The sequence below is a fragment of the Sorangium sp. So ce185 genome, from assembly GCF_051526825.1.
GTDB classification, from domain to species: domain Bacteria; phylum Myxococcota_A; class Polyangia; order Polyangiales; family Polyangiaceae; genus Sorangium; species Sorangium cellulosum_D.
Window position 1 is genome coordinate 1,442,814 of record NZ_CP150316.1, and the last position, 21,397, is coordinate 1,464,210.

Below are 21,397 nucleotides of genomic sequence, written 5' to 3' on the forward strand. Positions count from 1 at the left end.
CTGCTCGCCATACCTGGCTTGCAGGCCTGGCCTCGCCGCGGATAGTCTGCGCGTCGCCGCGCGACAGCGCGCGATTGCATGTGAACCTGCAAGCCGGAGAGGGAGCCTACCGTGAGGTCACGCACGATCGAGGCCGTAGCCGCATTTGCCCTGTTCGCCCTCGGGGCCGCCGCGTGCGGCAAGAGCGGGGGCGACGCGCCGTCGTCGTCACCCTCGCCGTCAGGGTCGGCCGCCGCGGCTCCGCCGGGGTCCGGGCCGGTGACGCTGTCGTACTGGGCGAGCAACCAGGGGCCCAGTCTCGAGGACGACAAGAAGGTGCTGCAGCCCGAGCTCGACAAGTTCGAGAAGCAGACCGGGATCAAGGTCAAGCTCGAGGTCATCCCCTGGCCGGACCTGCTCAACCGGATCCTCGGCGCCACCACGAGCGGCAAGGGGCCCGACGTCCTCAACATCGGCAACTCGTGGTCTGCGTCGCTCCAGGCGACCGGCGCGTTCCTGCCGTTCGACGACGCCGCGCTCGCCAAGGTCGGCGGCAAGGACCGGTTCATCCCGGCGAGCATGTCCGCCACCGGCGCGCCCGGCCAGCCGCCCGCGTCGGTGCCGCTCTACGGCCTCGCTTATGGGCTCTTCTACAACAAGAAGATGTTCGCCGACGGCGGCGTCGAGAAGCCGCCCGCCACGTGGGCCGAGCTCGTCGCGGTCGCCAAGAAGCTGACCGACGCGAAGAGCGGCCGTTACGGGCTCGCCATCATGGGCGCGAGCTACACCGAGAACGCTCATTTCGCGTTCATGTTCGGCCGCCAGCAGGGCGCCAGGATCTTCGAGGGCAAGCAGGCGCGCTTCGACGACCCGGAGCTCGTCGCCGGCGTCAAGCAGTACATCGACCTGCTCGGCGTCCACAAGGTCGTGAACCCGAGCAACGCCGAGTACGTGAACGACACGCAGATCCTCAAGGACTTCGCCGCCGGCAAGGCGGCGATGCTCATGATCCAGAGCTACGCCGCCACGGCGATCGAGCAGAACGGCCTCGCCCGCGACGCCTACGGCGTGGCGCCGATCCCGCTGCCCGACCCGCTGCCCGCGAACGGCAAGCGGGTGAACAGCCACGTGGCCGGCATCAACATCGCCGTCTTCGAGGACAGCAAGCACAAGGACGCCGCGCTCAAGCTCGTCGCGTTCATGACGAGCCCCGAGGAGCAGCGGATCCTGAACGCCGCCTTCAACTCGCTGCCGGTCGTGACCGAGGCCTACTCCGATGAGCGCTTCAAGACCGCGAACATCCAGGTGTTCCAGAAGGTGCTCGCCGAGACGGCGGAGTCGATGCCGATGATGGAGGAGACGACGCAGTTCGAGACGCTGGTGGGCACGGCCATGAAGGATCTCCTGGCCGAGGCCGCCTCCGGCAAGGCGGTGGACGAGGCCGCGATCCGCGCCAAGCTGACCAAGGCCAACCAGCAGATGGTGAGCGGCAAGTAATGCGGGAGGGCGGCGCGGGAGGCGCCGGGGGAGGGGCGCCCGCCGGGGCGGCGCACGGCGCCGCGGGGCCGCGGGCGGGCTCGCGCTGGCCGCGGGCGTTCCCGTACGTGCTCCTCTTGCCCGCGCTCGCCGCCGAGCTCGCCGTGCATATCGTCCCGATGTTCGTCGGGGCGTGGATGAGCTTCCTCCAGCTCACGCAGCGCTACATCCGCAACTGGGGCAAGGCGCCGTTCGCGGGGCTCGCCAACTACCGCATCGCGGTCGACTTCGGCTCTCCGATCGGCGTCGAGCTCCTGCGCTCCTTCGCGATCACGGTCGCCGTCAGCGTCCTCGTGGTCAGCGGCTCGTGGCTCCTCGGCACGGCCGCCGCGGTCGCGCTGCAGAAGCCGTTCCGCGGCCGCTCGGCGCTGCGGACGCTGTTCCTCATCCCGTTCGCGATGCCGATCTTCACCGGCGTCATCACGTGGAGCTTCATGCTCCAGCGCGACACGGGCATCGTGAACACGGTGCTCGTCGACCAGCTCGGCCTCATCCAGGATCGCCCCTTCTGGCTGCTCGGTGGCAACAGCTTCCTCAGCCTGGTGGTGGTGGCGATCTGGCGGACGTGGCCGTTCGCCTTCCTCACGGTGACGGCGGGCCTCCAGGCCATCCCGTCGGACCTCTACGAGGCGGCCAGCGTCGACGGCGCCGGCCCGTGGACGCGCTTCCGGTCGATCACGCTCCCGATGCTCCGGCCGGTCAACCAGGTGCTCTTGCTCGTCCTGTTCCTGTGGAGCTTCAACGACTTCACGACGCCTTACACGCTCTTCGGGCGGGCGGCGCCGCCGGAGGCCGACGTGATCGCCATCCACATCTACCAGGCGTCGTTCATCACCTGGAATTTCGGGCTGGGCTCGGCGATGTCCGTGCTCCTCGTGGGCTTTCTGCTCGTCGTCACGACAGGCTATCTCTTGATCACCGGCAGGAGCGCTCGCCATGCGTGAGGCTGCGTGGGTCGCCTGGCTGCGGCGCGCCGTGCTCGCGGCGCTCGCGCTCTTCACGGTCGTCCCGCTCTACGTGATGCTGATCTCGGCGATCAAGCCGCTGCGCGACGTCCAGGGGCCCTTCACCTGGGTGCCGACGGAGGTCACGCTCCAGCCGTTCGTCGACATGTGGCGGACGGTGCCGCTCGCGCGCTACTTCGTGAACAGCGCCGTCGTCGCGGCGGCCGCGACGGTGTTCTCGGTGGCGCTGGCGATCCTCGCCGGGTATGCGGTGAGCCGGTACCGCTTCCGGGGCCGGCGCGCGTTCCTCACCACCGTGCTGTCGACGCAGATGTTCCCCGGGATCCTCTTTTTGCTCCCGCTCTTCCTCCTCTTCGTCACGATCGAGCGGTCCACCGGGCTCGCGCTGCACGGGACGCGGCTCGGCCTCATCCTCACGTACCTGACGTTCTCGCTGCCGTTCTCCATCTGGCTCATCGCCGGGTATTTCGACACCATCCCGCGCGAGCTCGACGAGGCCGCGCTCGTGGACGGCGCCGGGCCGCTCACCGCGCTGCTCCGAGTCGTGCTCCCGGCGGCCAAGCCGGGCGTGGTCGCGGTCGCGATCTACGCCTTCATGACCGCGTGGGGAGAGGTCCTGTTCGCCTCCGTGCTCACCGACGACGACGGCCGCACCCTGGCCGTGGGGCTGCAGGGGTATGCGACGCAGTCGAACATCTACTGGAACCAGGTGATGGCCGCCTCGGTGGTCGTCAGCGTGCCCGTGGTGGCCGGGTTCCTCCTGCTCCAGCGCTACCTCGTCCAGGGGCTCACCGCGGGCGCCGTGAAGACCTGACCGGGTTGGAGGGAGACCGGGGGGCACCTCGTCCGGACCATGAACGGGCAGCTACAGCCGCCGCGTCGCCCGGGCGTCACGCCTGGCCGCTGCGTGCTCGCGCGCGCGGCGCTCCGGCGGTCCGAGCGCCGGACCGCGAGGCACGTGGCTTGCTTGGTGGCCGGCGGCTGATTCACCGACGACGAGCGCTCGTCGCTGCGCGACGCGCTCGGCGCGTGCCCTTTCCCCTCCACCTTCCAGGAGCGCCTTCGTGTCGAACTCCCCGGTCAACTGCTCGCTCCGAGAGACGGCGACCCCGCGGCGCCGTGCGATGTCGTCCGCGCTGGGCGCTCTCCTGATGGGCTGGCTTTGCGCGGGCTGCGCCCCGCAGCTCGAGCTCGATCCCAAGTTCGCCCCCCGGGCGGAAGAGCTGCCGATGGAGAGGGCGTTTGGCTTCTTTCCGCCTGAGTACCTCCGCATCGGCCGCTACCGCGTGACCGCCATCGACTACGACCCCGGCAAGGGCGTTGCCCTGAATTTCGGCTCGGTGAAGGGGAGCTATGACGGCGGCTGGCGGCTCCGCGCCGCCATGACCGGGCCCGACATGCCGGCGGGCAGCATCGATTGCGCCGGACCGAGCGACCCCTGGAGGCACCGCGACTCGCGCCAGCTCGGCTGCCGCCTGAACGACGGCACGCGCGCCTGGGCGATGCGGTTCGACGTCGATCTGAACAGCACCTGGCCGAAAGAGCCCGAGTGGGTGCCCGAGTGGGTGAAGGAGATGCGCAAGCTCGGGGGACCCAAGCCTGAACCGCGCGAGCTGCTGGACTGGGACGCGCTCGTGCGCAGCGAGGACGGGCGCGTCCTCCTGGTCGAGTGGGCGCACCAGACGGTGCGCTCGAGCAACGTCGGCGGCTACTACGTGCTGGCCGACGGCAGCATCATCGGGGCGGTCGACATCACCGCGGGCCTTCGGCGCACGTACATCGCGCGCGACGCGCCTTCCGCGCTGCGTCCGTCCATCGCCGTGACCGCCGCGGCCATCCACCTGCTCGTCGAAGTCCATCCCGAAAGCGCGGCGTGGATGAAGAAGTAGCGCTCGGTCGCCAGAGCGCTCGCGCCGGGACGCCCGGCGCCGTGATATCCCTATCCTGGCGCGGCCCTGCTCCCTCTTCGAACGTGCCGGCGATGGAACACGGTCGTTCCGGCCTCGCGCGGTCGCGCCCCGCTCAGGGCATGAACGCATCCGTGACGTCGGTCGAGCCGAAGCCTTGCTGGGTCCCGCCGCCGGGAACGTAGATCGCCGCGTCGACCGCGACCGCGCCGGTGCCGTGGCGCGGCGTCGTCATCGGCGCGAGCACCTGCCACGCGTCGCGCGCGGCGTCGTAGGCCTCGTTGTCGTCGAAGACACCCAGCGAGCCCGGCTCCTCGTTGCCCTCGCCGCCGATGACGTAGATCGTCTCGCCTTTCACGGCCGCCGCGACGCCGCCGCGCGCCGTCGGCATCGGCGCGCGCGTCGACCAGGCGCGCTCCGAGAGGTCGTACGCGAACACGGTGTCCTTCACGTTCCCCTGGCCGTTCGCCCGGCCGCCGAGCACGTAGAACGTCGAGCCCACGACCGCGCCGCCGACGTGATCGCGCGGCTCGGGCAGGTCCGGCAGCGCCTCCCAGGCGCCGGTCACGACGTCGTACGAGGAGACGTCGAGCACCGTGTCCTGGAAGCGGGGTGTCAGCGAACGCAGCCCGCCCGCGAGGTAGATCTTCGTGCCCTCCACGCCGACGGCCGCGCTCCCGCGCTCGGTCCCCTCCGGCATGGGCTCGATCTCCGTCCACGTATCGGACTCCGGATCGTACTCGAACGCATTTCCGACGGCCGTCCAGGGGAACTCGCCGATCATGCCGCCGAGCAGGTAGATCTTGCCGTGCAGGGCAGCGACGTTCGGGTGGTTCAGGGCCATCGGCAGCGGCGCGGCCTCGGACCACGCGTCCTCGCGAGGATCGTAGACCTCGACGCGCCCGGTGTTGAGCAGCTCGCCGCCGACGCCCGCGATGACATAGATCTTGCCGTCGAGCGCGACCACGCCGTGCTCCTGGCGCGGGCCGCCCGCGATCGGAGCGAGCCCGCGCCAGCCCGGGCGCGCGCCCTGGTCGACGCCGTCGCCGGAGGCCGCGCTGCCCTCGCTCCCGCCCGACCCGTCGTCGGCGCACGCGGCCGCGGCCAGGGAGAGGCAGAGAGAGAAGCCGAGCGCGGTGATGGATCGCATGATGTTCTTTCCTTTCGGTGGCTCGCGAGGCCCCGTGCCTCGCGGATCGCGGCGGCGCGTAGCGCCGCGCGACGGCCTGCCGTCGTCGGACCAAAGCGTAATGGCGGCCCCGAGGGCGGTCCACGCCGGGGCGCGCCCGACTGGCTGTTACTATCTATCGATGGTGTCGATAGGCCGGCCGGCGACCGCGCGCGGCGTCCCGGCATGGATCTCGCGACAGATCTCGGAGATGCACCTGCGGAGCCAGACGTGCGCGGGATCCTTCCGCCGTGTTGCGCTGAAGAGGCATGAGAACGAAAAGGGCGGGATCGCGAGCGGCGGCTCGATCACGCGGAGGCGGAGGAGCGGCGCGGTCGCGTGGACGAAGCTGCTCGGAAGCGTCGCGATGAGGTCCGTCTGCGCGACGACGAACAGGGCCGCCGAGAAGTGCGGGACCCGGAGCACGACGCGCCGGCGGTGCCCGAGCCGCGCGAGCTCGTCGTCCAGAGGGCTCCCGGGCAGCTCGTAGGGCGCGACCAGGACATGGGCGGCGGCGGCGTACGCGTCGAGCGTGATGCGCTCCCCGAGGTCGGGGTGGTCGCGGTGCGCGATGCACACGAACGGCTCCTCCAGCAGCCGCTGCATCACGAGGCCGGAGAGCGGCTGGAACCTCACGCCGAGCGCCACGTCGATCTCGCTCGACTGGACCGCCCGATCCACATCCATCCTGAAAGAGCGCAGCACGATATCGACGCCAGGCGCCTCGCGGCGCAGCCGCGCCATGAGCGGCGGCAGCATCAGGATCACGGCCCAGTCAGGCGCGGAGAGCGTGAACGTCCGCTCGAGGCGCGACGGCTCCACGCCCGCCGTCGGCTCGAGGAGCTGCTCCAGCGCGTCGAGCTGCGCGCGCAGCGGCGCCGCGAGCTCCTCGGCGAAGCTCGTCGGCCGGAGCGCCGTTCCGGTGCGGACGAAGAGCGGATCGCCGAACACCTCGCGGAGCCGGCCGAGCGCGTGGCTCACCGACGACTGCGCCCGACCGAGGCGCTTCGCCGCGACGACGGTGCTCTGGCTCCGGAGCAGCTCGTCGAGCACGACAAGCAAGTTCAGATCCAGAGAGGCGAGGCGGGCGCGGCGGCTCATCGTGCGAGCAATAACACTGCCAGCCGTGGCCCGGGTCGCGCCGCGGCGCCGGCGGTCGCCAGCGGCTCAGGGGAGGCGCGCGCGTCGAGAAGCGCGCGCGTCGAGAAGCGCGCGCGTCGAGAAGCGCGCGCGCCGCGCGTCAGAACATGATATGTGGGCTCCATGTCCCGAGATATCGAGCTCCAGTGTCGTTGCGGAAAGCTCCACGGATGGCTGCGCGATGCGTCGCCGAGCGCGGTGAACCGCGCCATCTGCTACTGCGCCGACTGCCAGGCGTTTCTGCACCACCTCGGCCGCGCGGACCTGCTCGACGAGCACGGCGGCTCGGACATCGTGCAGGTCCCTCCGTCGGCGATCTCGTTCGACCGCGGCGCCGAGGTCATCGCCGCCGTGCGCCTCACGCCGCGGGGCCTGTATCGGTGGTACGCGAGCTGCTGCAAGACGCCGCTCGGCAACACGCCGACGCCGCGGCTGCCGGTCCTCGGCATCGCCACCGAGCTGTTCCAGCAAGCGCCGAGCGCGAGCCCGTGCGACGAGGTCTTCGGCCCGCCGCGCGGCGGGATCTTCGGCAAGTTCGCGATCGGCGAGCCTCCGCCCGGGACGGTGAAGCCGAACGTGCCGCTGCTCGCGCGCACGATCGGGAAGGTGCTCGGCTGGAAGATCCGCGGCAAGACGTGGCCGCACCCGTTCTTCGATCGCGCGAGCGGCAATCCGAAGTACCCGGTCACGGTCCTGCCCCAGGCCGAGCGCGACGCGCTGCGCCCGCTGTGCGGCCCGCGCCCCGCGAGCGCGTGACGGCGTGATTTCCGGGGAATCGCGCACGCGCACGCGCACGAAGACGTAAGAGGGGAGACGGAAGAGGGAAGAAGTAAGAGGGAGCGGAGAACGGAAGACGGGGATGAGAGACGACGTACGGTGTCTCTCGTCCCCGTCTTCCGTCTTCCGTCTTCCGTCTTCCGTCTTCCGTCTTCCGTCTTCCGTGCTCGTCCTTCGTGCGCGTGCGCGTGCGCGTGCGCGATTCGCCGGAGTCAACGCGCACGCAGACGTGAACGGAGACGAGAGACGAAGTACGGAAGACGCCTGCGTTGAACCCGAGCGAAAACCGCTCTACAGGCAGCGTGGAGCGGGGAACGCGATCGTCACATTCCGGATCTCCTGGCGCGCGACGGCAGCTCCGGTGCCGGCGGCGAAGCCATAGAAGAGCTCCGACCCGACGGGGAAGCCGGGGATGGCGAACTTCTCGATCAGCGGCTTGCCGTCGAGGCTCACGCTCGCCTCGCCCTGATTGAGCTCGATGCGGGCCGTATGGAACGCGGCGTCGCCGAGCCGGAGGTCGCCCTCCACCTGGAGCAGCGAGCCGAGGACGCCCCCGGCGCAAGGCCGGGCGAGATCGGCGATGCCCATGTGCTCGCCGCTCGCGTCATCGCAATCGAAGTTCTCGTATGTATCGAACTCGACGCCGTAGCCGGCGAGCCCGGCCATGCCCAGGCCGCCGCCGGGCTCGCCCACGGCCGTCGCTCCCGTCGCCTGGAGCATGAAGCCCACGCCGTCGCCCCGGCCGAGGCGGAACTGGAACGTCGCGGTGAAGGCGTCGGCGACGAGGGGATTCCGGTAGACGACGGTGCCGGCCTGCTGGCCCCTGGCCTCGGTGAGCACGGCGGTCCGCGACTCCGGGTCCCAGAAGGCCGACCCGTTGAAGGACCATCCCTCCGGCGGCGACGCCATGTCCGCGGTGAGGCTCGCGCCGCACGCCGTTCCGTCGGGGCACGTGCCCTCGTCGGTCTGTCCATCGCAGTCGTTGTCGACGAGGTCGCACGCCTCGGGCGCCGGCGTGCTCTCGCCGGTGCACGGACCCCACGCGCCCCGGGAGCAGACCTGCACGCCGGCCCTGCACGCCCCGATGCCCACGCTGCCCTGCGGGCCCGAGTAGCAGCCCCGTTCTCGCCCCTCCGCGCAAGGGCAGCCCTCGTCGACGACGCGGTCGCAATCGTTGTCGAGGCCGTCGCACACCTCCGGCGCGGGCTCGCACGCGGGGACTGGGGCGACCTCCTCGGCGCCGCCCTCCTCGAGGACGTCGCTCCGGCCGCCGCACGTGGAGAGCGCGGCGGCGAGCGCCGGGAGAAGGAGGCGCGCGCGCGGCCGCTGGTCTGCGCGCGGCGCCGCGCGTGAGGAGGAGGTTGGCTGGGATGGCTGCATGTCCTGTCGATGCGGCGCGCGACCGGGGATCGCGCGATCGATGCGGAGCACCCTCGCGCGCCAGCCCTTTCTGCGCCGCAGTGTACCAAATCGAGCGGAGCGCGCCTCCGGGCGACCTCCTGGCCGAGACCCCGCGCGCAGCCCGGGGGCTGCGCCTGAGGCGAGCGCTGGCGGCAGCCCTCGGCGACGACGCCGGACACCGAGCGCCCGGGCGACCCGGGCGACCCGGGCGACCCGGGCGAGCGAGAGGCTCAGTACTCGGTGATGTTCTCCGGCGGAACATCGCGGAAGACGCGGTCGCTCTTGTCCCCCGAGCCGGTGAACTCGTACGTGAGGTCGTGATGACGGACGAAGCAGAGCGGGCTGTCGCTCTGCACGACGGCGGAGACGACGCCCGTCACCGTGACGGTGTTGAGGTCGATGTTCAGCTCGAACTCCGTCCCGCCGTTCTGGCGCAGGAGCTTGCCCATCTCGGCGCCCGTGAAGTTCTCGATCCGGACGTCGCAGGGCGCGTTGAACTGGAACATCTTGTCGGCGGCCTTGAACCCCTTGCTGTCTTTGATCGTGATGCGCCCGCCGGGGAAGTAGCTGCGGACCGAGGCCGCGTCCTCTCCGACGTCCTCCCAGGTGATGTTCTCGAGCGCGTTGTCGCCCATCATGTGGATCCCCTCGCAGCCGGGGTAGGTGATGGTCACGTTCTTCACGCTGGCGCCCGGCGCAAGGAGGAAGAACGGCCGCTGGCTCTCGCCCTGCTCACCGCTCGAGGTGTCGCATTTCATCGCGTCGACGTCGGCGCTCAGCGTCTCGCCTTTGCCGTCGTACACGGCATGAGGGGGAACGAAGATGGTCTGGGAGATCGTCCGAGCGGTCCCCGTCCCCTCCGTGGCGTAGGTCAGCGGTCCGACCTCGTCGGTGATATATCCCTCGTAGGCCTCGGCCAGCTCTTCGTCCGACGGCGTGAGCTCCCTGAGGATGTCGAGCGGATCGCCGGTCGGGACGACGCCCCCGCCCCCCGCGCCGCTCGAGCTCGCGGCGGCGCCGCCGCTGCCTGAAGCCGCAGCGCTCGAGCTCGTCGCGCCGCTGCTCGAGCTCGTCGCGCCGGCGCCGGAGCCGCCGCTGCCCGCGCCTGCAGCGCTCGAGCTCGCCGCTCCGCTGGCGACAGGCCCGCCTCCCGAGCCGCCGATGCTGGTGCTCCCGCCCGTCTCGGACGCCGCGTCGTCGGACGGCGACGAGCACGCCCACATGAGAGAGACCGCGGGGATCAGGATACCGGCCCGGAGCCGGGCAGACGCATTGAAAGCTCTCGTCGACATGGGACCTCGCTCAGAAGAACATTTCCGGAGGTCGCCAGTGCAACGGGTGTGCCCGTAGGCCCCATGCGGGTACGATCGCCCTGTCATCGCGGCGCCTGCCGGCGTGGGCGGCGGCGTCCATGGGGGCGCCGGCGGAGCTCTCGTGGAATGCAGGCGCCGGTCGGCGTGCGGTCAACACCGCTGACGTCAACCGCGTCAACCCTTGGTTGACGGCGGAAGCGGGGGAGGGGACGCCCGGCGTCAGGCCGGCCGCGCGGCAGCTCGGCGCCGCGGATTCAGCCCCGAGCTCTTCCCGCATCCCCGAATGGATGGGAGACTCCACCGGGCAGCGCGCTGCACCCCCCTGGAACACCACACCTCGCGGACGACGGATGACAACGCTTGCACACGAGATCTTCGATTTCTACACGCGCCCCGGCGCGATGACGTCCGCCGGCGCGCACGCGCCCCGGCTCGACGAGCTGCCGAGCGACGTGGCCTCGCTCGTCCGCGTCGTGCAGGGCCTGCTGCTGCACCAGCACTGGGCGCAGGCCTACGGCGTGGAGCTCTCCGACGAGCGCCGCGGCGAGCCCCACCTCCGTCCCGCAGACCGGATGCTGGAGCGCCTCCTCGCCCACGACGGCCGGCCGCTCTCCGCCGCCCGGCCGCCCGGCGCGCGCCTCGTCGGCAATTGCCGCCACTTCACGGTGCTCCTGGTCGCCCTGCTGCGCGCCAAGGGGGTCCCCGCCCGGGCGCGCTGCGGCTTCGGCGGCTATTTCCACCCCGACAGCTTCATGGACCACTGGGTCGCAGAGCACTGGAACGCCGCCGAGGCGCGCTGGGTCCTCGTCGACGCGCAGCTCGACGACGTCCAGCGGGCGGCGCTGAACCCCGACTTCGACGCGCTCGACGTGCCCCGCGACCGCTTCGTCGTCGCGGGCGACGCCTGGGCGCGGTGCCGCGCCGGGGAGGCCGATCCGTCGAAGTTCGGCTTCCTCGACGAGCACGGGTACTGGTTCATCGACGGGAACATCGTGCGCGACGCGGCGGCGCTCAACAACATGGAGATGCTGCCCTGGGATTGCTGGGGCGGGATGAGCCGCCCCAACGAGCCGCACGGGGACGAGCGGTTCGCGCTGTTCGACCGGCTCGCCGCCCTCACGCGCTCGCCCGACGCGAGCTTCGCCGAGCTGCGCCAGCGCTACGAGAGCGACGAGCGCCTGCGGGTGCCGCCGACCGTCTTCAACGCCGTGCTGGACCGCCCGGACCCGGTCTGAGCTGGGCCGCCCGAGCCGGGGCGGACGGTCGCCCCGGCGCCGGGGAGCGCCGCATCACTGGGGGATATCGAACGGCTGGCACACGCCGCCCAGGCACACGTCGCTGTCCCAGCAGCAGTCCGCGTTCGCCGTGCACTCCCCACCCGAATCCCTGCACTCCTCACCCCCGCCCGGCTCCTCGCCGGGATCGCTGCCGCCTTCGCCGGCGGGCGGGTCCTCGCCCTCGCACGTCGTGGGGGGGCACGGCCCCGGCGTCACGGTGAGCGTGTCCGACGGGTACTTGCTCGGCGACGCGTGCACATAGCTGATGGTCGCGTCGCCGAAGCCCGCCGCGCCGAACGCCGAGGCGCTCACCCACACGTCGTACACGACCCGGTAATCCCAGCCCGGCGTCTGCGGATTCGGGGTGTAGCTCTCGTCCGTCTCCGGGGAGTCGACGACGTACGCGCCGTACCCGCACGCGTTGAGATCGCGGTCGAGCGAGGTGGTCGCCGCGACGACGGCCCCGGCGTCTCCGAGGAGCATCTTGCCCTCTCCGCCGACGACGCCCAGCGATCCGTAGCCCGACGGCTCGGTCTCGTCGGCCGAGATGTAGTCGACGAAGAAGTCGAGCACGAGCTCTCCCTTCCCGTCCGTCATCTGGAACTGGGCCTTGTCGCTGCCCACGAGATCCTTGAACGTGTGCCCCTTGTGCCCCTTCGGCTTCGGCTCGCCGCCGGGCCCGGGCCCGGGCGCGGGCGGCTGCCCGGGCCCGCCGCCGGGCGCGGGCGGCTGCCCGACCTGCTCTTCGCCGCCCCAGCCGATGGCCGTCTCGCCGTACGTGTTGTCGACGAACGCGGGGTTGAGCGTCAGCCGCACGTGCACGAGCTCCTCGCTCTCGGCGATCTCGACGACCCGCTCGACGAAGGCCATCGGCGTCGTCGGGTTGCTGTTCGTGTAATAGCAGTCGACCTGGGCGGTCTCGTCCACCGGGGTGCCCAGGCGGCTCGCTCCACACGACAGCGCATCGAGATCGGCGGTGATCGGCTCGCCGGCGCCCGACGTGCCGGACCCCGGGAAGCTCGGCGCCGGCGCGCTCCCTCCCTCGTCCGACGGGACGCAGTCGTCCCCGGAGACCATGTTGCTGCCGGCATCTCCCGTCCCCAGCACGGTACAGGCCGGGCCGACGATCGCGAGCGACAACAGCCCACCACACAAACACCCAGTCAACGCGAACGAACGCATCGGGATCCTCCCAAATCGAAGAGCAAGCACGACCCTGCCGCCGCCGGCGAACCCGCTCGCCGGGGCGGCGATTGCCTCTGATGAAGTGAAAGTCGCCGGAGGCGCCGAGAGCAGGCAGGCGTTGTCTAAAAATCGACACGGCGCCGCGCGCGGGCGCTCACGGGCGAGCGCCGCTCGGGCGCGAGGCGGACGTGGCTTCCTCGCGCCCGAAGCCCTGCGGGTAGTCCTTGAGATAGCGGCGCGCCTCCGCCGCCGTGCGTTGCTTGTCGCCGAGCATCTCGATCGCGCGCAGGCGCTCCACGCGGGCGATCTCGGCGAGCGGCGAGTCCGGGTAGCGGCCGAGGAGGAGGTCGAGCCGCTCGATCGCCCGGCCCGGCTGCCCGCCCCTCCGGGCCGCCATCGCGCTCTGGAGCAGCGCGTTCTCGGCCGTGAGCGAGGCCCGCGCCGGCGCCTCGCGCGCGTCGCGCGGCGCGCGCGGCTCCCCCTCGCCGGCCTTGCCGCCCTCGCCGGCCCCGCCGCCGGCCTTGCCGCCCTCGCCGGCGGCGCCGTCCTGCGCCTCCCCGTGCGGCGGCGCCGGCGCGTCGCCCGGCCGCCCCTCGGCGGGCCGGTCCACCCGGCGCTCCTCGTCGCGGGACGACCACGTCTCGCCGGGGCTCAGGGCGCGCTCGACCGCGTCGCTGTGCACGGCGACCCGACCTTCCATGACCGACACGCGCGTCTCGGCCGGCGCCCCCGCCGCGCCGGGCTGCCGCTCGACGGAGAAGCGCGTCCCGTGGACCGTGACCACGGCGTCCAGGGTCCGCACCGACAGGGTCACGCCCGTTGGCAGCGGCGGCACCTCGACGGCGATCCTGCCCTGCTCGAGGGTGACGACATCGCCGAGGCGGTCGCGCCCGGCCCCCACCGGCGCGAACCGCACGCGGGTCGACGGCCCGACCTCGACGGTCGCGCCCGTCGCGAGCGACGCCTTCGCCCGCGCGCCCTCGCCGGTCCGCAGCTCCTCGTCGCTCGTGAGCGGCACGAGGGCGAGCGACGGCGGCGAGCGCGTCGCGCCCCCGGCCGCGATCTCGACCGCGCCCTGGAGCGCCGTCACCTGCGCCGCCGCGGGCGAGGCGTCCTGCGCCCGGACCCCGATCAGCACGCCGGCGACCGCCGCCGCCAGGGCGGCCGCCAGCGCCCCCGCGACGAGGGCGTCCCGCTTCCGCCGGGCGACGCGGCCGCGCCGCTCCGCCTCCTCGGCGGCGAGCTGGTCGATGCGGCCGGCGATCCGCTGCTGGAGGTACCGCGCCTGGGCCCTGGGCAGCGGCGGCACCGGCTGCTCGACAAGCGCCCGCAGCGAGGCCTCCACGCCGGGCGCATCGGCGCGGTCCTCCGGGGTGGCGTCAACGTCGTCCTGCTTCATCGTGGCTCCTCGGGCCGATCGGCGTCGCGTCGCGCCGCTGCGTCGGGCTCGCAGCGCGCCTTCAGCTCCCGCCGCCCCCGCGACAGCCGCGACTGGGCCGCGGCCTCGGAGACGCCGGTCAAGTGTGCGATTTCATTGACAGAATAGCCCATGGCGTGGAGCAGCAGCGCGGTCGCGCGGTCGCCGTCCATCGCCGCGAGGTGCCGGCGCAGCGCCTCGAGGTCGCGCTGCGCGCTCACCGCCCGCTCGGGGTCGGCGCTCTGCGCGGGCGGCTCGGGCGCGGCGCCGGCGTCCTCCGAGGGCCCCGGCGCGCGATCGATGACCTTGCGCTCGCGCCGGCGGGCGCGCAGCGCGCTCAGCCCGACGTGGCAGGCGATGACGGACGCCCAGCCCGCCAGGCTGCACTCCCCCGCGAAGCGGCGCTTCGCGAGCGTGCTCACGATCTGCTCGAACGCGCCCTGCACGAGGTCGGCGTGGTCCTGCTCGCGGCAACCCAGGATCCGGTACAGGGTCCGGTCGACCACGGGGAGCAGGTGCTCGTACAGGCGCAGGCCGATCCCGCGTTCGCCCCGGTGGAAGGCGCGCAGGAGCTCCTCGTCGCTGGCGGGCGCGGGTTGCCCGTCGGCCTGGGCGGAGACGAGCCTGAGCCGGCGGTCAGCTGGTCGTGGCTCGGCGGTTCCCATGCTCATGCAGTAGCCGTTCCGCCGGAAAGCAGGCTGAGCCGCGGCGCTTTTTTCGACGCCCGCCGCGCCGCCGCCCTGGTCCCGCCCGCCACACGTCGACCCCGATCTGCCGCGGGGTGCGCGGGTGACGCACCTCATGGACGACCCGCCGGCGGGCCGCCTCCTCGCCTACGACCGCCGCACCCCGCTCCCCACGTCCTTGCCGACCCTGGACCCGGCCGTCGCCCAGCGCCTCTACGACCGAGCTCGCCACCTGCTCACCGCGGACTCCCGCGCTTGAGCCGGCGCCGACACCTCGGCTCCGGGATCCGTCTCCCCCCATCCGCCGATCGAAAACGACGGTTCTGGCTGACGACCTGAAGCAGCATGGGGGCAGTGAAGTCCATCAGATCGTGATTGGAGCTTCCGGTCATCGGCTCGCCGAGGACCAGGTCGCGGACGTGGCCCCGTAGCTTCAGCGTCGCCCGGCGCCGCCCTGCATCGCGTAGGCGATCCCGGCTTGCAGGGTGCCGCGGGTCACGATGTCGGGCAGGTCGGAGCCGAGATCGACCAGGCACCGCGCGACCTCCGGGCGGATCCCCGTCAGCACCACCTTCGCCCCGAGCAGCCGCACGGCGCCCGCCGCCTGGAGGATCCCGTGGGTGGCCTCCGCGTCCATCCCGGGGACGCCGGTGATGTCCAGGATGGCGACCCTCGCCGCGCGTCGCTGGAGCTCGTCCAGGAGCGCGCCCGTGGCCTGCTGCATCCGGGCTCGGTCCAGCGCCCCGATGAGCGGCATGACGATGACGTCGTCGCTGATGGGGATCACCGGCGTGGACAGCTGCGCCAGCATGGTCATCTGCGCGCGGATGGTCTCCTCCTTGCTCTGGCGCAGCGCCTCCTCGGCCCGCTTGCGATCCGTGATGTCCAGGAGCGACACGAAACAGCGCTCCCACGTCTGCTCGGAGCCCGCGCTCATCGCGAGCCGGAGCGTTACGGTCCTCCGCTCGCCGTCGAGCGTGGAGATGAACGTCTCTTCCTCGAAGGACGTCGCCCCGCCCCCCAAGGCGACGAGCTCGCGGTGGAAGGTCATCACCGCGGGCTCGTCGAAGATGACCGACAGCCCGGCGAGGATCTGCTCCTTGCTCGAGGCGCGGCAGAGCTCCAGCGTGGCCTTGTTCACGTCGAGGATCTTCACGAGGGCGATGCCCGTGAAGACATCGTCGACACGGGCTTGGAAGTGCCTGTCCAGGTCGGTGACGCCCGACGCGATGATCTGGTCGATGTGCCGCCTGACCGCCGACCAGTCCTCCTCCCAGAGGGAGATCGGGGAGCTCTCGAAGATACCGCGGTAACGCGCCTCGCCCCGCTCGAGCTCCTCGATCCGCCGGCGTAGCTGCGTCAGGTCGTCACTCGTGTTCATCGATGTCATGCTCGATCGGTTGCTGCCGGGAGCGCAAGCGCCCAGGACCGGGATGCCACGGCAGCCCCCTCAGAGCACGTCGACCACAGCCAGACCGTCGGCCTCTACCGTGCTCACCGAGCGGGGCGACATCCAAAGCCTCGTTCGCTCCATCGCTCGCGCGCGGCGCGCCAGTCGCCGCGCGCCGGACCAGCGCGTCGCGCCGGCCGTCCTCGCCGAAACCGCCATGGCCCGGAGCGCGCGTATCGCGGTCTCATCGGCGATCCGCTCTTCGAGGGAGCGCATCGGCCCGCAGGCTGTGGCGTGAAAGCGGCTTCCTCGATGCATGAGTAAGTCGCTGGTAGAGCGTCACGTTCCCAGGAGGGGTGCGGAGCTACCTAGCGCAGGCGCAGCTGTACCCCCAGCATCCCCGTGAAGCCGCCGCTCGGCAGCGTCGCCTTGGGCTTCGGGTGGACGTGGAGATCGGTCTGATGGATCCGCACGAACGCCTCGGCGCTGCCGAAGAGGGCCACGCTGCCCTCGGCGGGCCACGCGAGGTCGATCGCCGTGCGCGTCCCGAAGGTCCACCCGTGCCCCGTCTCCTCCGGCGCCTTCGGGTCGCGCGGGGAGCCCATCACCCACTCGGTCGCGGCCTGGATCCTCGCGCGCACGAGCGCGTCGAGCGGCGCGACGGGCGCGGCGATGCCGCCGCCGACCCCCAGCCCGAGCCACTGGACGGACAGCCCCGGGGCCGGCTCGCGCAGGGTCGTGGCATAGGACGCCGACAGCGCCCCGAAGAAGCCCGAGCGCCGGTCGAGCGCCGTGGCCATGACCCAGCCGCCGGCGCTGGGGGGGCCGCCCTCGAGCCCGCTGCCGGCGAGCCCGCCGGCGCCGATGAACCAGCCCAGCGGGCGCGGCGGCGGCGCACCCGCGGCCTGCTCGGCGTCGGCCTGCTCGGCGTCGGCGTCGACCGGCGCGGCGTCGACGGGGGCGCCGGCGCGCTCCGACGAGAGGGCCGCGACCAGGAGCCCCGCGGTGCGGTAGCGGTCGGGCAGCGGATCCTCCTCGCGGAACTCGATCTCGCGCGACGACAGCGTGCCCCCGGGCGCGCCGAGCGAGGCGACGTCGACCCGCAGGCGGCGGTGGTCCGGCCCGTCCAGCCAGACCACGGCGAGCGCCCGCACCGGGGTCCCGGTGCGCTTCGGGTCGCCGAGCGCGCACCCGCCGCCCCCGGCGGCGCGGGAGCACGCCTCGATGAGGAGCGCCGGCAGCTCGCCGTCCACGGCAGGGCCCGACGCGATGTCGACGACGATCGGGGCCGCCACGATAATTCTACCCGGGGCCGACGCTACCGGAGGGGGAGGGGCGAAGGCAAGCCGGAGCCGCCCGGTCCTCGCGGCCGCGGGTCTCGTTCTCCCTTGCGAACAATCCGCCCCGCCGTGCACCGTGGGCGCATGCTCGACCCGCTCTTCGACGACCTGCCCGCCATGCTGTGCTTCGCCCGCGTCGTGGAGCGCCGCTCGTTCACCGCCGCGGCGGCCGAGCTCGGGGTGTCGAAGTCGATGGTGAGCACCCGGGTCGCGCGCCTGGAGGAGCGCCTCGGCGAGCGGCTGCTCGTGCGCACCACGCGCAAGCTCACCGTCACGGACGCCGGCATGAACCTCTACGCCCGCTGCGCGCGCGTGCTCGAGGAGGCCGCGGCGGCGGTGCGGGGCGCGTCCGACGCCGACCGCGGCCGCATCCGGCTCAACGCGCCGGTCACCTTCGCGCAGATGTACCTGGCGGAGCCGCTCGCGCGGTTCCTGCGGGCGACCCCGGGGGCGCACGTCGAGCTCGCGCTGAACGACCGGCTCGTCGACCTGGTGGAGGAGCGCGTGGACCTGGCCATCCGGATCACGAAGCTCAAGGACTCGAGCCTCGTCGCGCAGAAGCTCGCCACGACCGCGCTGCACGTGGTCGGCGCGCCCGGCTACCTCGAGCGGCGGGGGCGGCCCGAGCAGCCGGGGGATCTCCTGCGCCACGACTGCCTGCGGTACCTGCACCTGCGCGTCGAGGACGAGTGGCGCTTCTACGGCGCCTCGGGGCGCATCTCCGTCCCCGTCTCGGGCCCGCTCACGGCGAGCAACGGGACGGCGCTCCGCGAGGCGGCCGTCTCCGGGATCGGCCTCGCGGTGCTGCCGCGCTTCATGGTCGACGAGGATCTCCGGGCCGGGCGCCTGGTCACGCTGCTCGACGCCTTCGCGCCCCGGCCCATGGGCATCTACGCCGTGCACGCCGCCGGCCGGCGCCCGCCCGCGCGGGTGCGCCGGCTCGTCGAGCACCTGGCCGCGGCGTTCCGCGGGGTCTCGTGGGCGTAGCGGCGGATCGTTCTCCGGAGAGAACAATTCGTTCCGGGGCGCGCTCTACCGGCGCGCCGCGCCGGGGCTTACTCCTCGGGGCATGGAGGCATCACCCATGAACCGAATCGACACGATCCTCACCGCCCCCCGCTCGACCGACCTGGCCGCGCTCCTCTTGCGCCTCGGCCTGGGCGCCGTGTTCCTGGCGCACGCGCTGGCCAAGCCGCTCGTGTTCACGCTGCCGGGCACCGTGGCGTTCTTCGCGGCGAGCGGCTTCCCGGGCTGGACGGCGTACCCGGTGTTCCTCGCCGAGCTGCTCGGCGGCGCGGCGCTCCTGGCCGGGCTCCGGACGCGCCTGGTCGCGCTGGCGCTCCTGCCCGTGATGGCCGGCGCGCTGCTCGTGCACCTCCCGAACGGCTGGATGTTCTCCGGCCAGGGGGGCGGCTGGGAGTACGTCGCCTTCCTGATGATCGGGCTCGGCGCGCAGGCGTTGCTCGGCGACGGCGCGTTCGCCGTCAGCCGGCTCCAGCGCGGCTGACCCCGCCGGCCGCGGAGCGCCACCGCCGGCGGCGCTCTCGCGATCACGGCGCCGCGGGCGGAGGGAGCTTGACGTCCGCGACGTTGCAGGACGTGCAGACGGGGCCCTCGCCGTTGGGCTGGAATTCACCGTAGAGGATGGTGCGCTCGAAGCTCACGAGCTCGCGTTGCGTGTCGGCGTCGATGACGCTGACCGAGTAGACGTCTCCGTCCTCGAGCTCCTTGCCGAAGTCCGGCGAGAAATCGATCGAGAGCTCCCACTGCGCGTTGGTCGGGTCGTCATCGAAGAGCGAGATGGCGAACCGCCCGCCGTCGATGCTGGCGGTCGCGGCGTTGGTCGGGCCCGGCGAGCTCCGCGAATCGCCCGGGTCCGAGCCGAGCGTCGCTTCCCCGCAGCTCCCGTTCCTGCAGGCCCGGACCTCGATGTGCGCCGACGCGTTCGCGGCGAGCCCGATAGGCCCCGAGATGTGGGCGCCGTCCGAGCAGCCGACGTCGTTGCCGTTGCACAACGGACATCCGGCGACGAGCGCGGCGAGCGCGAACAGGGCCGTCCCGGCGGCGGCCGCGCGCAGCGCCGCCCGGCCGCGCCGCCCGCCTCCGGCGTGGGGGCCCCCGCGCCGCGAGGAGGACGGCCCGATGCTCCGGATGGCTGCGGCCGAGGTGTCGGTCTCCTTCATGATACCCTCGTTGACGCTGGCGAACGCGCCGTGGGCTGGCCGGAGCTCCGGTGCGGGGTCGTGCCATCCAGGCTGGGTGATAAGCAGATGTGTCGAGGATCTCACCCACACGCGGGGCCAGCAAGCGAGATCCACGCCCGCGGGGCGCCGCGGCGCGGTCCAGCACGGTTCCGGCAGCCGCGCAGCGCGCCTGCGCAAAGCTCCGGGCGGGCGCGCCGCGTCAGCCCGCGCCGCCGCCCGTGCAACGGGAGAGCGCGTAGCGCAGGGCGTTCTGGAGCAGGCCGAAGGTCATGAACGCCCCCTCGGCGCCGCCGATCTCGGTCATGGTCCGGGCGATCGCGGGCGAGATCCCCGAGACGAGGCACCTGCTGCCGAGCAAGCTCGCCGCGCGCACCACGGCGAGCAGGTGAGACACGGTCGCGGCGTCCACGGCGCTGACGCCGGTCAGGTCGAGGACGGCATAACGCGCCTGCGTGCGCACGATCTCGGGGAGGAGGCGCTCCATGATCTGCGCCGCCCGCGCGGTATCCACCGTCCCGATGACCGGCAGCACGAGGACCCCCTCCCACGCCTGGATGATCGGCGTGGACATGGCGAGCATCGTGTCCTGCTGCTGCCGCAAGAGCGCCTCGGCGCGCTCGCGCTCGGCGTTCTCCTCCGCGAGCATCCGGTTCTTCTGCTCGAGCTCCTCGGCGTCGGCCTCGCGGCGCTGGAGCGAGTCCCTGAGGTCGCCCTCCAGCCGCTTGAACGGCGTGATGTCCCTGGCCGTGACCGCGACGTCGTCGTCGCTCAGCGGGATGATCTGGTAGTGCATCCAGAAGCTCCCGCCGTCGGGCGCGCGGAACTCGATCACCTCGAGCACCCGCTCGCGGGTCCGGAGGGCGCGCTCCATCAGCGCCACGACCCCCACCTGACGGGTCTCCGGCGTGATCTCGTCGACCGACCGGCCGATGACGGCCTCGCGCGGCCTCCCGAACATCTCGACCAGCTTGGCGTTGGCCTCGGTGAACTCGAAGCCCCCGTCCGCCCCGCGCTCGCCCGGCGCGCGCCGGAGCACGCAGAAGACGTCCAGGCTGCCGTCGATCGCCGCCCGGAACCGGGCCTCGGCCGCGATCAGCGCCTCCTCGGCGCGCTTGCGGTCCGTGATGTCGCGCGCGACGAAATAGACGACCTGCGCCTCCTGGTTGGCCGATGAGTTCCACTCGATCCATCGGTACGAGCCGTCGTGGCACCGGTAACGGTTCGTGAACGTGACGCTGCCGGTGCCGGCGAACGCCTGCGCCGACTCCGCGAGGGTGCGCTCTCGATCGTCCGGATGGACGAAGTCGAGGAAGGGTTTGGAGAGGAGCTCTTCGCGCGAGTAGCCGAGCGTGCGCTCCCAGGCCTGGCCGATGCGCTTGAAGTGCCCGTCGAAGCCGGCGATGCCCACCAGATCGACGGACAGCTCGAAGAAGCGGCCGAGCTCGTCCAGCTGCCATGATTCCGTCATGTGCCGTCTATCGGTATCAGCTTCGGCGCTGAGCGTCGACTCGCCGCGCGCTCGACAGAGGGCCAGGCCACATGGCCCAGCGCGCGCATCCCCGCGGCGTCGCCGCGGGGATGTGGACGAGGAGGAGACCGGGGCACCTGGTCGCCCCCAGCGCGCCGGTGCGCGTGGCGAGAGACGTGGAGGGGCGCGGCGGCGCGCCGCACAGCCCGGTTGCTATCGATGATCCGGTGTCGCGCCTCAGGCC

The 21,397-nt window shown here is 72.4% G+C and carries 20 protein-coding genes; 9 read left to right on the forward strand and 11 right to left on the reverse strand.

What is annotated here, in order from left to right; translation table 11 throughout:
* Nucleotides 1-111 precede the first annotated feature (111 nt).
* The 4 genes from WMF26_RS05375 to WMF26_RS05390 all read left to right on the forward strand — a co-directional run bounded on the left by WMF26_RS05375 (nucleotide 112) and on the right by WMF26_RS05390 (nucleotide 4,369).
* A complete protein-coding gene (locus WMF26_RS05375; protein ID WP_437999416.1) occupies nucleotides 112-1,476 on the forward strand; it encodes an ABC transporter substrate-binding protein in 1,365 nt (454 codons plus the stop codon).
* Nucleotides 1,476-2,459, forward strand: coding sequence for a carbohydrate ABC transporter permease (locus tag WMF26_RS05380; RefSeq protein ID WP_437999417.1), 984 nt, complete (start codon nucleotides 1,476-1,478; stop codon nucleotides 2,457-2,459). The genes WMF26_RS05375 and WMF26_RS05380 overlap by 1 nt, the downstream gene beginning before the upstream one ends.
* Complete coding sequence (locus WMF26_RS05385) at nucleotides 2,452-3,294, forward strand: carbohydrate ABC transporter permease (RefSeq protein ID WP_437945054.1); 843 nt, start codon at nucleotides 2,452-2,454, stop codon at nucleotides 3,292-3,294. The genes WMF26_RS05380 and WMF26_RS05385 overlap by 8 nt, the downstream gene beginning before the upstream one ends.
* 250 nt (nucleotides 3,295-3,544) lie before the next feature.
* A complete protein-coding gene (locus WMF26_RS05390) occupies nucleotides 3,545-4,369 on the forward strand; it encodes a hypothetical protein (protein ID WP_437999418.1) in 825 nt (274 codons plus the stop codon).
* A 133-nt stretch (nucleotides 4,370-4,502) separates the two neighbouring features.
* Here WMF26_RS05390 and WMF26_RS05395 read toward each other — a convergent pair whose 3' ends face one another.
* Together WMF26_RS05395 and WMF26_RS05400 are read right to left on the reverse strand one after the other, a co-directional pair.
* On the reverse strand, nucleotides 4,503-5,537 hold the full coding sequence (locus WMF26_RS05395) for a Kelch repeat-containing protein (RefSeq protein ID WP_437999419.1): 1,035 nt from the start codon (nucleotides 5,535-5,537) through the stop codon (nucleotides 4,503-4,505).
* A 150-nt stretch (nucleotides 5,538-5,687) separates the two neighbouring features.
* Nucleotides 5,688-6,656, reverse strand: a complete 969-nt coding sequence (locus tag WMF26_RS05400) for a LysR family transcriptional regulator (protein ID WP_437999420.1) — start codon at nucleotides 6,654-6,656, stop codon at nucleotides 5,688-5,690.
* 162 nt (nucleotides 6,657-6,818) lie between these two features.
* Here WMF26_RS05400 and WMF26_RS05405 point away from each other — a divergent pair, with 162 nt between their 5' ends.
* Entirely contained in the window at nucleotides 6,819-7,451 is a 633-nt protein-coding gene (locus WMF26_RS05405) for a DUF6151 family protein (RefSeq protein ID WP_437999421.1), read from the forward strand.
* A gap of 312 nt (nucleotides 7,452-7,763) precedes the next feature.
* On the opposite strand, the gene WMF26_RS05410 is transcribed toward WMF26_RS05405, so the two are convergent.
* Entirely contained in the window at nucleotides 7,764-8,852 is a 1,089-nt protein-coding gene (locus WMF26_RS05410; RefSeq protein WP_437999422.1) for an L-type lectin-domain containing protein, read from the reverse strand.
* 251 nt (nucleotides 8,853-9,103) lie between these two features.
* Entirely contained in the window at nucleotides 9,104-10,165 is a 1,062-nt protein-coding gene (locus WMF26_RS05415; protein ID WP_437999423.1) for a pectate lyase, read from the reverse strand.
* A 371-nt stretch (nucleotides 10,166-10,536) separates the two neighbouring features.
* On the opposite strand from WMF26_RS05415, the gene WMF26_RS05420 reads away from it, so the two are divergent.
* Nucleotides 10,537-11,421: a transglutaminase-like domain-containing protein gene (locus WMF26_RS05420; protein WP_437999424.1), complete on the forward strand. Its 885-nt coding sequence runs from the start codon at nucleotides 10,537-10,539 to the stop codon at nucleotides 11,419-11,421.
* A 54-nt stretch (nucleotides 11,422-11,475) separates the two neighbouring features.
* Here WMF26_RS05420 and WMF26_RS05425 read toward each other — a convergent pair whose 3' ends face one another.
* The 3 genes from WMF26_RS05425 to WMF26_RS05435 form a co-directional block, all read right to left on the reverse strand.
* Nucleotides 11,476-12,603, reverse strand: coding sequence for a hypothetical protein (locus tag WMF26_RS05425; RefSeq protein ID WP_437999425.1), 1,128 nt, complete (start codon nucleotides 12,601-12,603; stop codon nucleotides 11,476-11,478).
* A 199-nt stretch (nucleotides 12,604-12,802) separates the two neighbouring features.
* Nucleotides 12,803-14,047, reverse strand: coding sequence for a FecR domain-containing protein (locus WMF26_RS05430; RefSeq protein WP_437999426.1), 1,245 nt, complete (start codon nucleotides 14,045-14,047; stop codon nucleotides 12,803-12,805).
* On the reverse strand, nucleotides 14,044-14,736 hold the full coding sequence (locus WMF26_RS05435) for an RNA polymerase sigma factor (protein WP_437999427.1): 693 nt from the start codon (nucleotides 14,734-14,736) through the stop codon (nucleotides 14,044-14,046). The genes WMF26_RS05430 and WMF26_RS05435 overlap by 4 nt, the downstream gene beginning before the upstream one ends.
* Before the next feature lie 118 nt (nucleotides 14,737-14,854).
* On the opposite strand from WMF26_RS05435, the gene WMF26_RS05440 reads away from it, so the two are divergent.
* Entirely contained in the window at nucleotides 14,855-15,010 is a 156-nt protein-coding gene (locus WMF26_RS05440; protein ID WP_437999428.1) for a hypothetical protein, read from the forward strand.
* A gap of 174 nt (nucleotides 15,011-15,184) precedes the next feature.
* On the opposite strand, the gene WMF26_RS05445 is transcribed toward WMF26_RS05440, so the two are convergent.
* Together WMF26_RS05445 and WMF26_RS05450 are read right to left on the reverse strand one after the other, a co-directional pair.
* Nucleotides 15,185-16,132: an STAS domain-containing protein gene (locus tag WMF26_RS05445; RefSeq protein ID WP_437999429.1), complete on the reverse strand. Its 948-nt coding sequence runs from the start codon at nucleotides 16,130-16,132 to the stop codon at nucleotides 15,185-15,187.
* A gap of 377 nt (nucleotides 16,133-16,509) precedes the next feature.
* On the reverse strand, nucleotides 16,510-17,436 hold the full coding sequence (locus WMF26_RS05450; protein ID WP_437999430.1) for a hypothetical protein: 927 nt from the start codon (nucleotides 17,434-17,436) through the stop codon (nucleotides 16,510-16,512).
* A gap of 114 nt (nucleotides 17,437-17,550) precedes the next feature.
* Here WMF26_RS05450 and WMF26_RS05455 point away from each other — a divergent pair, with 114 nt between their 5' ends.
* Nucleotides 17,551-18,468: a LysR family transcriptional regulator gene (locus WMF26_RS05455; RefSeq protein WP_437336160.1), complete on the forward strand. Its 918-nt coding sequence runs from the start codon at nucleotides 17,551-17,553 to the stop codon at nucleotides 18,466-18,468.
* 97 nt (nucleotides 18,469-18,565) lie between these two features.
* Nucleotides 18,566-18,988 carry a DoxX family protein gene (locus WMF26_RS05460; protein ID WP_437999431.1) on the forward strand — a complete coding sequence of 141 codons (423 nt, stop codon included), beginning with the start codon at nucleotides 18,566-18,568 and terminating at the stop codon, nucleotides 18,986-18,988.
* A gap of 43 nt (nucleotides 18,989-19,031) precedes the next feature.
* Here WMF26_RS05460 and WMF26_RS05465 read toward each other — a convergent pair whose 3' ends face one another.
* The gene (locus WMF26_RS05465; RefSeq protein WP_437999432.1) at nucleotides 19,032-19,664 is read right to left on the reverse strand and encodes a hypothetical protein; all 633 of its coding nucleotides are present in this window, start codon (nucleotides 19,662-19,664) and stop codon (nucleotides 19,032-19,034) included.
* A gap of 220 nt (nucleotides 19,665-19,884) precedes the next feature.
* Complete coding sequence (locus tag WMF26_RS05470) at nucleotides 19,885-21,153, reverse strand: PAS domain S-box protein (protein WP_437999433.1); 1,269 nt, start codon at nucleotides 21,151-21,153, stop codon at nucleotides 19,885-19,887.
* Nucleotides 21,154-21,397: the final 244 nt, after the last annotated feature.

What these genes read in the sequence shown, in the direction of transcription:
- WMF26_RS05435 (WP_437999427.1), bottom strand. Translation starts at nt 14,736, where the DNA reads ATGAGCATGGGAACCGCCGAGCCACGACCAGCTGACCGCCGGCTCAGG.
- WMF26_RS05470 (WP_437999433.1), bottom strand. Translation starts at nt 21,153, where the DNA reads ATGACGGAATCATGGCAGCTGGACGAGCTCGGCCGCTTCTTCGAGCTG.
- WMF26_RS05460 (WP_437999431.1), top strand. Translation starts at nt 18,566, where the DNA reads ATGAACCGAATCGACACGATCCTCACCGCCCCCCGCTCGACCGACCTG.
- WMF26_RS05400 (WP_437999420.1), bottom strand. Translation starts at nt 6,656, where the DNA reads ATGAGCCGCCGCGCCCGCCTCGCCTCTCTGGATCTGAACTTGCTTGTC.
- WMF26_RS05415 (WP_437999423.1), bottom strand. Translation starts at nt 10,165, where the DNA reads ATGTCGACGAGAGCTTTCAATGCGTCTGCCCGGCTCCGGGCCGGTATC.
- WMF26_RS05405 (WP_437999421.1), top strand. Translation starts at nt 6,819, where the DNA reads ATGTCCCGAGATATCGAGCTCCAGTGTCGTTGCGGAAAGCTCCACGGA.
- WMF26_RS05420 (WP_437999424.1), top strand. Translation starts at nt 10,537, where the DNA reads ATGACAACGCTTGCACACGAGATCTTCGATTTCTACACGCGCCCCGGC.
- WMF26_RS05410 (WP_437999422.1), bottom strand. Translation starts at nt 8,852, where the DNA reads ATGCAGCCATCCCAGCCAACCTCCTCCTCACGCGCGGCGCCGCGCGCA.
- WMF26_RS05380 (WP_437999417.1), top strand. Translation starts at nt 1,476, where the DNA reads ATGCGGGAGGGCGGCGCGGGAGGCGCCGGGGGAGGGGCGCCCGCCGGG.
- WMF26_RS05465 (WP_437999432.1), bottom strand. Translation starts at nt 19,664, where the DNA reads ATGAAGGAGACCGACACCTCGGCCGCAGCCATCCGGAGCATCGGGCCG.
- WMF26_RS05430 (WP_437999426.1), bottom strand. Translation starts at nt 14,047, where the DNA reads ATGAAGCAGGACGACGTTGACGCCACCCCGGAGGACCGCGCCGATGCG.
- WMF26_RS05445 (WP_437999429.1), bottom strand. Translation starts at nt 16,132, where the DNA reads ATGAACACGAGTGACGACCTGACGCAGCTACGCCGGCGGATCGAGGAG.
- WMF26_RS05395 (WP_437999419.1), bottom strand. Translation starts at nt 5,537, where the DNA reads ATGCGATCCATCACCGCGCTCGGCTTCTCTCTCTGCCTCTCCCTGGCC.
- WMF26_RS05385 (WP_437945054.1), top strand. Translation starts at nt 2,452, where the DNA reads ATGCGTGAGGCTGCGTGGGTCGCCTGGCTGCGGCGCGCCGTGCTCGCG.